The sequence below is a fragment of the Alistipes indistinctus YIT 12060 genome, from assembly GCF_025144995.1.
Taxonomy (GTDB): Bacteria; Bacteroidota; Bacteroidia; order Bacteroidales; family Rikenellaceae; genus Alistipes_A; species Alistipes_A indistinctus.
The window spans coordinates 2,575,795-2,588,180 of the sequence record NZ_CP102250.1 but is presented as its reverse complement, the minus strand read 5'-3'; the positions used below and the strand labels follow the sequence as shown (position 1 = coordinate 2,588,180).

10 protein-coding genes and 1 tRNA gene are annotated in these 12,386 nt (G+C 56.5%); 9 read left to right on the top strand and 2 right to left on the bottom strand.

Features of this window, described 5'->3' with window-relative positions:
* Nucleotides 1-57 precede the first annotated feature (57 nt).
* The 6 genes from NQ495_RS10625 (at nucleotide 58) to clpX (ending at nucleotide 6,286) form a co-directional block, all read left to right on the top strand.
* Entirely contained in the window at nucleotides 58-1,566 is a 1,509-nt protein-coding gene (locus NQ495_RS10625) for a DUF4153 domain-containing protein (protein WP_009133237.1), read from the top strand.
* Nucleotides 1,567-1,706: 140 nt separating this feature from the next.
* Nucleotides 1,707-1,789 (top strand) — tRNA-Leu (locus NQ495_RS10620).
* Nucleotides 1,790-1,861: 72 nt separating this feature from the next.
* The gene (tig, locus tag NQ495_RS10615; protein ID WP_009133236.1) at nucleotides 1,862-3,190 is read left to right on the top strand and encodes a trigger factor; all 1,329 of its coding nucleotides are present in this window, start codon (nucleotides 1,862-1,864) and stop codon (nucleotides 3,188-3,190) included.
* A 196-nt stretch (nucleotides 3,191-3,386) separates the two neighbouring features.
* Entirely contained in the window at nucleotides 3,387-4,172 is a 786-nt protein-coding gene (locus NQ495_RS10610) for an endonuclease/exonuclease/phosphatase family protein (RefSeq protein WP_009133235.1), read from the top strand.
* 99 nt (nucleotides 4,173-4,271) lie between these two features.
* Complete coding sequence (clpP, locus tag NQ495_RS10605) at nucleotides 4,272-4,946, top strand: ATP-dependent Clp endopeptidase proteolytic subunit ClpP (protein WP_009133234.1); 675 nt, start codon at nucleotides 4,272-4,274, stop codon at nucleotides 4,944-4,946.
* Between the two features lie 77 nt (nucleotides 4,947-5,023).
* Entirely contained in the window at nucleotides 5,024-6,286 is a 1,263-nt protein-coding gene (clpX, locus tag NQ495_RS10600; RefSeq protein ID WP_009133233.1) for an ATP-dependent Clp protease ATP-binding subunit ClpX, read from the top strand.
* Between the two features lie 212 nt (nucleotides 6,287-6,498).
* Here the strand turns inward: clpX and NQ495_RS10595 are convergent, their stop codons facing one another.
* Together NQ495_RS10595 and NQ495_RS10590 are read right to left on the bottom strand one after the other, a co-directional pair.
* Nucleotides 6,499-7,857: an MATE family efflux transporter gene (locus tag NQ495_RS10595; protein WP_040294335.1), complete on the bottom strand. Its 1,359-nt coding sequence runs from the start codon at nucleotides 7,855-7,857 to the stop codon at nucleotides 6,499-6,501.
* A 236-nt stretch (nucleotides 7,858-8,093) separates the two neighbouring features.
* The gene (locus NQ495_RS10590) at nucleotides 8,094-8,558 is read right to left on the bottom strand and encodes a TlpA family protein disulfide reductase (protein WP_009133230.1); all 465 of its coding nucleotides are present in this window, start codon (nucleotides 8,556-8,558) and stop codon (nucleotides 8,094-8,096) included.
* 316 nt (nucleotides 8,559-8,874) lie between these two features.
* On the opposite strand from NQ495_RS10590, the gene NQ495_RS10585 reads away from it, so the two are divergent.
* The 3 genes from NQ495_RS10585 to NQ495_RS10575 all read left to right on the top strand — a co-directional run bounded on the left by NQ495_RS10585 (nucleotide 8,875) and on the right by NQ495_RS10575 (nucleotide 12,386).
* Nucleotides 8,875-10,236, top strand: a complete 1,362-nt coding sequence (locus NQ495_RS10585) for an SMP-30/gluconolactonase/LRE family protein (RefSeq protein ID WP_009133229.1) — start codon at nucleotides 8,875-8,877, stop codon at nucleotides 10,234-10,236.
* A gap of 126 nt (nucleotides 10,237-10,362) precedes the next feature.
* Nucleotides 10,363-10,791: a methylmalonyl-CoA epimerase gene (gene mce / locus NQ495_RS10580; RefSeq protein WP_009133228.1), complete on the top strand. Its 429-nt coding sequence runs from the start codon at nucleotides 10,363-10,365 to the stop codon at nucleotides 10,789-10,791.
* 32 nt (nucleotides 10,792-10,823) lie between these two features.
* On the top strand, nucleotides 10,824-12,386 hold the full coding sequence (locus NQ495_RS10575) for an acyl-CoA carboxylase subunit beta (RefSeq protein WP_009133227.1): 1,563 nt from the start codon (nucleotides 10,824-10,826) through the stop codon (nucleotides 12,384-12,386).

Sequence of the window (12,386 nt, the reverse complement as noted above, 5' to 3'; positions counted from 1 at the left end):
ATCCTTAAATATAACTGAACCTGTCGAGGCACTGCAACAGCATAAACCCTACGCCCCATGAAAATCCAAGCGAAAATACGGACTTTCCTCGCCGAAAATCTCGTCACGCTGCGCCGTGCTCCGGTCGAAATGGCCATTGCGGCGTACCTGTTCGTCATCGGAGTGCTGGCCCAACACCACGTTTTTCCCTATAGCGGCGAACAACTGCTGGCCGGACCGATCGTACTGCTGCTGACTTTTCTCTGCAACAAATGGTTCGCAAAAGGCTGGCTGCGCGCGCTCTATTACCTGTCGGGGCTGGCCGTCATCCCGTTCCGATGGGCCGACATGGGCGAATGGATCGAAAATCCCGCCTATTACGTCACGATCATTATCGGACTGCTCGCCGGCCTGCTGTGCGGTTGGCACAAAGACAACCGGAGATTTACCGAAGACCTGCTGCGTTACGTGTGGGACGGGATATCGGCCCTGTTTCTCACCGGCGTCGCCTATCTGCTGTTGCTGGCGATCTTCTTCTCTATCGTTTACATTTTTGGCATTTTCAAAGGGATTACGTCCGATTTTTGCGCAGATGCGGCGCTCCTGTTCTTTATCGTACTGTGGCCTTTGGTTTTCCTCACGTTCAACCGCAAGTCGGAACCGGCCGAACCGGAATCCTCGAAGCTGCTCGACACGCTGCTCAACTGGGTGCTTTCGCCCGCCGTACTGGCATATACGGTACTGCTTTACCTTTATTTTGCGAAAATCGTCGCCACCTGGTCGCTGCCCCGCGGGGGTATCGCCTACCTCGTCTTCGGTTTCACGCTGATCGCCGTAGCAGCCCAAGCCGGCCAGACCCTGCTGAACAAACGCTATTACGACTGGTTCTATAATCGGTTCAGCCTGATCTCGCTGCCCGCGCTGGCGATGTTCTGGGTCGGCGTCGGCTGCCGCTGGAGCGACTACGGGCTAACGGAGAACCGCGTCTACCTGATCGCCTGCGGATTGATTATGACCGCCTGCATGGGACTTTTCCTTTCGCGCAGGACAGGACGCTACCTTTACGTAACGCTCACCGCGATCGTCATACTGGCCCTGTTCACCTACATTCCCGGACTGACGCCCCGCGACATCGAACGGTGGTCGCAAAGCGGCCGGCCGGCTAACCGGCAGGATAAATCGTACCGCGACGACGATAAGGCGGAAAGTTTTTACCTGTGGTGGGAACCCCTCACCGAGGGGATCGACCTGAAAGGTTATTCACGGTTGTACGAAATGCGCCACTGGTATTCGGAAGACAAGCCGACGCCGCATTGGGAGAGCACCGCCGATTCGCTTTTCCTGTACGACGGCTCGAACCGGGTGCTGCTGCGCGAATCCCTCGGCACCATCCTCGAACGGCAGCTCTCCGCCATAGGCTACCAGCCGACCGATTCGATTCCCGAAGACACGCTGCAGCTTTACCTGCCGCAGTTGCTCACCTACCGGTCGCCCGGCGGGAAGGTCTGTTTCGAACGGATCAACCTGAGCCGCGACTCGGTGATGCGCATCGACGATATCCTCGTAAAATATTACTTCGAGAAATAGCGTTTTAAAGACAGAGGCCCGCCGTCGAGCTGCCCCGTAAGGTCCTGCGGGGCCGGAAATGCTATCCGCTTCACTGCTATAAAATTAGCGGGGATTGTTTGCACCCTGATAAAAAAGCGCTATCTTTGCTGGGCTCTAAGGCGGATATGGCGTAATTGGTAGCCGCGCCAGACTTAGGATCTGGTGCCTTTATGGCGTGGGGGTTCGAGTCCCTTTATCCGCACTGGCAAACCGCCTCGTTACACAGGCGGTTTTTTACTCCGGCACAAAAACTCTAAAATAACAGACTGTTAGCATGAACATCGTAAGAGAGAATCTGGAAGACGGAACCACCCTGCTCAAGGCGACGGTGGCCGAAGCCGACTACAACGAAGCCGTGGACAAGGCGCTGCGCACTTACAAGCGCAAGGCCAACGTGCCGGGATTCCGCCCGGGCATGGTGCCCATGAGCATCATCAACAAGATGTACCGCAAGGGCGTCGTGGCCGAAGAGGCTTACCGCGCCGCTTCGAACGGCTGCTTCGACTATATCGAGAAAGAGAAGCTGACCTTGGTAGGCGACATGATCCCCAGCGAGAAACAGCAACCGCTCGATTTCGAGAATTCGACCGAATACGAATTCGCATTCGAGGTCGGACTCGCTCCCGAGATCAACATTCCGCTGAGCAAAAAAGATAAGGTAAAGAAATACACGATCGCCATCGAAGACAAGATGCGCGAAGGCTACCGCAGCAACTTCACGCGCCGTTTCGGCAAATTGGTCGACGTAGATACGGTCGAGAAGGAAGATGCGCTGAACGTCACCCTCGACCAGCCCGAAATGAAGATCGAAGAGGCCTATGTAGGGTTGATCGGCATGAGCGATGCGGCACGCAAACCGTTCCTCGGTAAGAAGGTCGGCGACACGATGGAGGTGAACGTAAACGAACTCTATCCCACCCCGGCACAGCGCGCCGCGATCCTGCAGGTCAAAGAGGATGAACTGGAGGGAATCAATCCGAAATTCACGCTGACGATCACCAAAATCCGCCGCTTCACCGAGCCGGAACTGAACGACGAGTTTTTCAAGATGGCCTTCCCGGAAGGCAACGTGAAGAACGCAGATGAGTTCGCACAGTACATCGACTCCCAGATCAGCCGCGACCTGAGCCGCGAATCCGATTTCCTCTTTACGCTCGACATCCGCCGGATGCTGCTCGACAAGGCGAACCTCGCACTGCCCGACGCCTTCCTCAAACGCTGGCTTTTCACGATCAACGAGGGTAAGTTCTCGCTGGAAGAGATCGAAAAGGATTTCGACAAGTTCCTCGAAATGATGAAATGGAACCTGATCCAGAAGCATTATGTAAACGAACTGAAGCTCGAGGTAACGCCCGAAGAGGCGACCCAGGAGGCCAAAGCGCTTGCCATGCAGCAGTTCGCCTATTACGGCATGAACCAGGTGGCCGACGACATGCTGGCCAACTACGCCAAAAGCATCCTCGAAAACAAGGAGGAGAGCCGCAAGGTATACGAAAAGCTCTTCGAACGCAAAGTAATCGACGCGGTCGTACCGCAGATTACCGTCACCGACACGACCGTGACGCCCGAAGAGTTCGCCAAACTGGCCGAGAAAGCCCAGTAAGGGTTTCTCGCCGCTGCCCGGTCGGAAACCGTATAAACGCCGCGACCGCAGCAGGCCTAACTTTGGCAACCGAACGAGGGCCGCAGGAAACCCTCCTGCGGCCCTTCAGTATTCTCCCGAACGGGGTTCGGGCGGTGTTGCTTACATTCCGCACCGTCGCGGATTCCGCAAGGGCAAAGACTCAAAAGACAGAACCATGCGAAACGGTTGGTTTATATCCGGAATGCTCCTGTGGGGCATGCTGTTAGGCGCGGCTCCGGCACAAAGCCGCGAACCGGCGGCCGTGCGGGTGATGACCTACAACATCCAGTACGGCAACGGCGCATCGCTCGAGGAGATCGCAGCGCTGATCCGGGAACAAAACCCGGATTTCGTCGCACTGCAGGAGGTCGACTGCAAAACGCGCCGCGAGTATGTCTCCGCGCGCCAGCACGGCAGGGATTTCATCACCGAGCTGGGACAGCTCACCGGCATGTTCCCGCTTTACGGCAAGACAATTCCGCTTACCGGAGGTTTTTACGGCATTGGCATCCTGAGCTCACGGCCCTGTATCCGCACGGAAAAGACCATGCTTCCCAAAGCGGACGGGAATGAAGAGGCCCGTGCATTGCTGCTGGCCGAAGTGGAGCTCGGCGATGCAGATACGATCGTCTTCGCCTGCACGCACATTGATTTTACCACCCCGCAGACCCGCATGCAGCAATGCCGCACGGTGGCCGAACGACTGAGCGCCGAGCGCTATCCGGTCATCGTGGGAGGGGATTTCAACTCGCTGCCCGGCTCGCCGGAGATCGGGACGTTCGGTTCCTGGGCGAAACTGTGCCCGGCAGGCCCGACTCATCCGGCCGATGCACCGCGCATGCAGATCGATTACCTGTGGGGCTATCCCGCTTCGGCCTGGAAACTGCAACGTTCGCAGATATTGCCGGTAACGTTGTCCGACCATCGTCCGATCGTTTCAGAGGTCGAGCTGCTGCGTTAATTTGGCTCCGGGACACGACCGACCGGGCAGTCGGCCCCTTTGGAGCATGATTTGCACTGTCGTACCCAAAGACTAACGGCATCCTAAAACAAAGGAACCATGAATAAGAATGAATTTGAGAAATACGCGCTCCGGCACGCCGGAATCAGCAGTTTGAAACTGCACAACTTCCGGTCGATCAGCAACGAGTACATCTCGCCGACAATCATCGAGGAGCGCCAGTTGAACGTCGCGACGATGGACGTTTTCTCACGGCTGATGATGGACCGCATCATCTTCCTGGGCGTGCCCATTTACGACGACGCGGCAAACATCATCCAGGCACAGATGCTCTTCCTCGAATCGACCGAACCGGAAAAAGACATCCAGATCTATATCAACTCCCCCGGCGGATCGGTTACCGCCGGTCTGGGCATCTACGATACGATGCAGCTGATCAGCTCCGACGTAGCGACGATTTGCACCGGGCTGGCCGCCAGCATGGGAGCCGTACTGCTGACCGCAGGCACCGCGGGCAAACGCTCGGCCCTCCCCCACTCGCGCGTAATGATCCACCAGCCGTTGGGCGGCGTCGAGGGGCAGGCTTCCGACATCGAGATCACGGCCAAGCAGATTCTGCGCACGAAACAGGAACTTTATGAGATCCTCGCTTCACACTCCGGCGTCGACATCAAAAAGATCGAGAAAGATGCCGACCGCGACTACTGGATGACAGCACCCGAAGCGAAAGAGTACGGCCTGATCGACGAAGTGCTCGTCAAACGGGGTAAATAACAGCGAGCAAACACATTTCCCTGCTTTTCCGGCGTTATTCTCCGCGATGCGCCGGACAGCAAACCCAAACAGACACCATGGCAAACGACGAAAATCATAACCGCCCCCACGAAGACCACTGCTCGTTCTGCGGACAGCCGCGCAGCGAGGTGGGGGTATTGTTTACCGGCAGCAACGGGGCGCAGATCTGCGACCAGTGCATCGAACGCGGGTACGACATGCTCGCCGAGAGCGAACGGATACAGGAACAGAGCGCACCGCAGATCGAGATGGACGAACTGCTCAAACCGGCCGAAATCAAGGCATTCCTCGACCAGTACGTGATCGGGCAGGACGCCGCGAAACGCTATATGTCGGTGGCGGTCTACAACCATTACAAACGGCTGATGCACGCACAGGGTACGGACCGTGATATCGACATCGACAAGTCGAACATCGTGATGGTCGGACAGACCGGTACGGGTAAAACGCTGTTGGCCCGCACGATCGCGAAGCTGCTGAACGTACCGTTTACGATCGTCGATGCAACTGTGCTCACCGAGGCCGGTTATGTCGGCGAAGACGTCGAAAGCATCCTTTCGCGGCTGCTCCAGGTAGCCGACTACGACGTAGCGCTGGCGGAAAGGGGCATCGTCTTCATCGACGAGATCGACAAGATCGCCCGCAAAGGCGACAACCCTTCGATCACGCGCGACGTGTCGGGCGAGGGCGTGCAGCAGGCGCTGCTCAAAATCCTCGAAGGAACGGTCGTCAACGTACCGCCCCAGGGGGGACGCAAGCACCCCGACCAGAAATTCATCCAGGTCAACACGGCCAATATACTCTTTATTTGCGGCGGCGCTTTCGACGGCATCGAAAAAAAGATCGCACAACGCCTCAACACGCAGGCGGTCGGCTACGGCCAATTGCAGCGGGAGCGGGTCGACAAGCAGAACCTGATGCAGTACATCCTGCCGCAGGACCTCAAGTCGTTCGGCCTGATTCCCGAACTGATCGGCCGCATGCCGGTGCTGACCTACCTCGAACCGCTCGACCGCGATGCACTGCGGCGTATCCTCACCGAGCCGAAAAACTCGATTATCAAACAGTACGTCGAACTGTTCAAGCTCGACGGTATCAAACTCACCTTCGAGCCCGCAGTACTGGATTATATCGTCGATAAAGCGACCGAGTACAAACTCGGCGCGCGCGGATTGCGCTCGATCTGCGAAAGCATCATGATGGACAGCATGTTCGAACTGCCGAGCCAGCGTACGCGCAAGAATTTCCGCGTGACGCTCGCCTATGCCAAAGGAAAAATCGAAACGGACAAGTTCCGCAAACTCAAAGCGGTCGGATAGACCGTCCCACCACCACTTCTTTTCATGCGAAAGGCTGCACTAAGAAAAGTGCAGCCTTTTTATATTTCAGGCCCGTATATTTCAGTTCCATTGCACGGAGAATGAATATGCCCGTTCCCAAATGCAAAACCCTCCTTTCGACTCCGAACCAAGGTTGTGTTCCATCCCGGTTTCCCAACTAATAATTTCCGGTCCAACAACCTTCATGTAATTTACAATCGTTTTAATTTAATCCGCCGGGAGAAATAAAAGCCGAGAATCACAACCGTCGTAAACATTTCGGAAAGTGGCATCGCCAGCCAGATACCGGCTACGCCTAACCATACCGGCAACAAGATAAAACTCGGGATAAGCAGCACGAAACCGCGCAGCAAAGCGAACACCGTAGCGGGCCTTACCTGTTCGAGACTCTGATAATACCCGATGCAGGCCAGGTTCGTGATAAAAAAGACAAATCCCGTAGCGAAATAAGGAAATCCCGCGATAGCGATACGGGCTGCAACAGTATCCGGATCAAGAAACAAACCGACCAGCAGGTCAGGAGCTCCCGCAAATACCGCCATCACCGTAACGCCACAGCCCATCGCGGTTATGAGCGCGACTTTCCCGGTGCGTGCCACCCGGTTCAGGTTCCCCGTCCCGAAATTGTAGCTGATGATAGGCTGGGCCGATTGTGCAACGGCATTGCCGACCATAAACACGAAAGGTATGTAGTAGCATCCGATCCCGAACGCGCCAACCCCGTCGTCCCCCAGGTAACGCATAAATACCTGGTTACCGACAAACATCAACGTCGCCAGCGTCGCTTCGCCGAGCAGAGCCGAAGAACCGATCCGGCATTGGTAGCCGATATTGCGCAGCGAGAGCCTCAGGCTCTTCCTGCTCCGTTTCACCGGGTGCAATCGCAGATGGCGGGCAAAAAACAACAGATAGGAAAGAGCCATCACCCCGCCGGTCACGATACTGACCGAGGTGGCGAAAGCGGCGCCCATCACACCCCAGCCCAGCGGAAAGATGAACAGCCAGTCCAACACGACATTGATGAGTGCGGATACGATACTGCACCACATCGCGAACTTCGGGGCGCCATCCAACCGGATCACGAACAGCGAAACGGCTATCCACATCTGAAAGGTCAGCGAAGGAACAAACCACACCAAATAGTCCCTAACCATCGGCAGCAAATGTTCGGATGCTCCGAGCAGATAAGCCGTTTGACGGGGAAAGCTCATCACGAACACCGACGGAACCAGCGTCACGACCGTTACGAACAGCAGTGCCTGCGTGACATTCAGCCGCGCGGCCTTCACCTTGCCCCGGGCCAGATGTATCGAAGCGACGACCGAACTCCCTACGCCCGCCATCAGTCCGATACCTGTAAAGATCATCAGCAACGGAATACAGATATTGACTGCGGCTATCCCGTCGCTTCCCACGCCATGTCCCACGAAAATACCGTCAATGGCGGTGACTGCCGACATGCTGAGCATTCCCAGCAATGTCGGGACGAAAAATTTTCTGAACAGGATCCGAATATCCGCAGTACCCCAATCGATAGCATCTCTCTCCATCATACGCATGTTCATTTTTCCTCCTCTCCGCGAAGGCCATAAAAAACCGGACAAGCTGATTGGTTTTACCCAGTCATCTTATCCGGCACTTTTATCAGGCCCTCCGATGAGGATTACAAAACTTCCATTGTTTTAAATCGGGGCAAAGATAAAGGTTATCTTCACCCCCTGCAAATCCAAAAATCCCGATCTTTCAGAATCCGTTACGGAATCGTGTCTCCCGAACGGTCTGCCTTCTATTTGGCCAATAAACCGTCCAAATCCTGCGAGGTTAGCCGCGACGAATTGCCGAACCACAACACACGCCCTTTGGCATCGAGCAAAACGCTGAACGGGACGAACTTCACGCCATAGGCATCGAACGTCTTGCCCTCGTCGTCCAAAGCCACGGCAAAGGCATAATTCGTTCCTTCGAACAGCGGTACTATTTTGTCGGCCCCTTCACGGGAGAGCAGCACTACGCTCACTTTGCCCGCTTGACGGCGGGCCAGATCATCGAGTACCGGAATACGTTTCCGGCTGGGCTCGCTGGCCGAAAAGAAAAATTCGACCAATACCGGCCGGTTGTCGTCCGGTTGCTGCCCGACGACATACTCCGACACCTTCAGGTCGGCCACGCGCGCACCGATCACCAGATTTTGGGCCCGAAGCGCAGGCAGGCAGAACAGAGCCACCAGCAACATCCAAAAACATCTCTTCATCGTGCAAAACCGTTTTCGTGCGAAGCCCGCAGCACGACACCGCACGCCGCGGAACAAACAAATATAACCATGTTTTACCAATAAAACGCCCGGACAGGCCAAAAGTTGCAAATCCGGGGCCGGTGCACGGTGCCGGCAACACGGTTTCCGGTTGTTTCCACCGGGTTCCTCACCACTTTCAGCCGAATACCGTACCGGACATTTTTACCGGTTTCCCGGACGTTTTAAGAAGCGTTCTGCCGGACGCTCTGCCGGATTTTCCGCACGATTTTGTTAAATTTGTCCGTACCGGTTCCCAAAACCTAAAATCCGAACCATGACTACACCGCAACTGTCCCACCCGATGCGCCGCACTATCCCCTCCCCGGCCGCAGTCGCCATTACGCTGAGCTGGACCGTTTTCACACTTACGCCTTCCTTTGCCGTCGCCAAAACACCGGAGACAACCGTCCGGCCCGGCAAAACTTCGCCCGAAGCCATGTACCGGGAGACTCCCGGCGTACACACCCCCGCAGGCCCTCCGGCAACCACCGTTCCGGCAGACACCGCGCAATTGCTGTTCCGGGCCGCTGCCAGCACGGGCGAAGGTGCCATTTGGCACCCCGGGCGACGATCGTTGCTGTGGGTCGATATAGAAGGCAAAACCCTGCACGAATATGTTCCGACCGCCTTCGGCAAGGTTTCCTGCGATACAGGCGAGTTGATGTCCAGGACAAAGCCGGCCGGCTCCGATACGCTCCGGACCGTAATGACCGTCCCCTCGGTAACCCGCCGGTGGACCTTCGACCGGATGGTCTCTACGGTCGTACCCGAAACGGACAGTACGGTAATCGTCGCTGTGCAGAACCGTGTCGAACGTATCGACCTGAACAGCGATACCCGCAAAGTGCTCGCCCGGATCGACGACCGGAACGGCAGCGTCCGCACCAACGACGGCAAATGCGACCCGGCGGGACGGCTCTGGCTCGGCACGATGGCTTTTGCCGGGACACCGGGAGCCGGAACACTCTACTGCCTCGACCCGACCGGAATACCGGCCGGCACACGGGACCTCTCCGGCCCGGCCGGACAAAACACTTCCGGACCGACAGCACGGTACGCCACCGGACAGACCAGAGAACCTGCCTCGGGGACAACTACACAGAATCCCCCCGAACCGGCAGTACCGAACGGCATCCTGCGTGCCTCAGCCCCCCTTATCCCGTCCGTCAAACTGGGCAGCGTAACGATTTCCAACGGCATTGTCTGGAGCGCCGACCGCAGGACGATGTATTACGTCGACACGCCCACCCGCCGTGTGTCACGCTACCGCTACGACGACTCCACGGGGGCGATCGCTTACGAAGGGATAGCGGTGCAAATCCCCGAAGAGATGGGCTTTCCGGACGGCATGACCATCGACAGGTGCGGCAACCTCTGGATCGCGCTCTGGGGCGGTTACGGCGTAGGTTGCTGGAACCCGCATTCAGGCGAATTGCTGCACCGGATTTTCGTCCCGTGCCCCAATGCGGCCTCCTGTGCGTTCGGCGGTGAAAACCTCGACACGCTGTACATCACCACGGCCGGCGGAACCCCAGATTCCCGGCTCCGGCAGGATTATCCGCTCAGCGGTAGCCTTTTTGTCTGCAAACCGGGCGTATATGGTGTGAAAGCGTGCTTTTTTTATATAAAAAATTAAAAATTACGCTGAAAAGTCCGGAATTACCTTTAATTTTGTAAGATATGCGAGCAAAGATAGCTTAAATGCTCATTATCAACAAATTGACGACAACACACATAAAATAACTACTAAAACGTTTGTATCATGAAACCATCACACATCGAACACCTGGGGATTGCAGTCAAAAGCCTCGACACGGCCATTCCGTTCTGGGAAAAACTGCTCGGCACCAAATGCTACAACATCGAAGAAGTGCCTGCCCAGAAAGTACGCACCGCATTTCTGAAAATCGGCCAGACGAAGATCGAACTGCTCGAATCGACCGCCGAAGACGGCCCGATCGCAAAATTCATCGAAAAGAAGGGCGAAGGGATCCAGCATGTGGCGTTTGCCGTCGAAGGGCTTGAAAACACACTGGCCGAATGCGAAGCCGAAGGCATCCAGCTGATCGACAAAGCTCCCCGCGGCGGCGCCGAAGGGCTGAGCATCGCGTTCCTGCACCCCAAATCGACAGGCAGCGTACTGGTCGAACTTTGCGAAGACAAGAACGGCGGCTGCAAGTGCGGCAAATAATCCTCCACTAACCGTATATTCCGATCAACACAATGAGCAGTAATCAGGATAAAATCAACGAACTGATCTCCTTCCGCGAACAGGCGAAAATGGGAGGGGGACAGAAAAGAATCGACTCACAACATAAAAAAGGCAAACTGACCGCCCGCGAGCGTATCGAAATGCTTCTCGACGAAGGTTCGTTCGAGGAGTTCGACATGTTCGTCAAACACCGCTGCACGAACTTCGGCATCGATAAGGAGAGCTACTTCGGCGACGGCGTGGTAACCGGTTACGGCACGATCGACGGCCGTCTGGTATATGTCTTCTCGCAGGACTTCACCGTCTTCGGCGGTTCGCTTTCCGAAACCTTCGCAGCCAAAATCTGCAAGGTCATGGACATGGCAATGAAAAACGGCGCGCCGCTGATCGGCATCAACGACTCGGGCGGAGCGCGTATCCAGGAGGGTGTCAACAGCCTTTCGGGCTACACCGAGATCTTCCAGCGCAACATCCTCGCCTCGGGCGTGATTCCGCAGATTTCGGCCATTTTCGGCCCCTGCGCCGGCGGCGCCGTATATTCGCCCGCGCTGACCGACTTCATTATGATGAACCAGGGCACCAGCTACATGTTCGTGACCGGACCGAAAGTCGTAAAGACCGTGACGGGCGAAGAGGTCAACCAGGAGCAACTCGGCGGCGCTTCGGTGCACGCGGCCAAAAGCGGCGTGGCCCACTTCGTCGTCGATAACGAGGAAGACGGCATCAAGACGCTGCGCAAGCTGCTGAGCTACCTGCCGTCGAACAACCTCGAAGAGGCCCCGATGATGGCCTGCAACGACGCGATCGACCGACTGGAGGATACGCTCAACGAGATCATCCCCGACAACCCGAATAAGCCGTACGACGTATTGGAAGTCATCCGAGCGATCGTCGACAACCGTGACTTCTTCGAATGCCAGAAATTGTTCGCGCAGAACATCGTCACCGGTTTCGCCCGTTTCAACGGCCAGAGCGTCGGCATCATCGCGAACCAACCCAAATACATGGCCGGCGTGCTCGACATTAACGCCTCGCGCAAAGCGGCCCGTTTCGTGCGCTTTTGCGATGCGTTCAACATTCCTATCGTGACCCTCGTGGACGTTCCCGGCTTCCTGCCCGGCACAGGCCAGGAATACGGCGGCATCATCATCCACGGTGCGAAACTGCTGTTCGCTTACGGCGAAGCGACCGTGCCCAAGGTGACCGTAATCCTGCGCAAGGCTTACGGCGGCGCTTACTGCGTGATGAGCTCGAAGCACCTGCGCGGCGACATCAACTACGCGTGGCCGACCGGCGAAATCGCCGTGATGGGTCCCAAAGGCGCTATCGAGGTGCTCTCGTCAAAGGAGATCGCCGCCATCGAGGACGACTCGAAGAAAGCCGAGTTCATCGCCGAAAAAGAAGCCGACTACCGCGATAAATTCGCAAATCCGTACGTCGCTGCACAGTACGGCTATATCGACGACGTGATCGAACCGCGCAACACGCGCTTCCGCGTCATCCGCGCGCTGCAGTCGCTCTCGACCAAAAAATTGTCAAACCCTGCCAAGAAGCACTCAAATATTCCGTTGTAA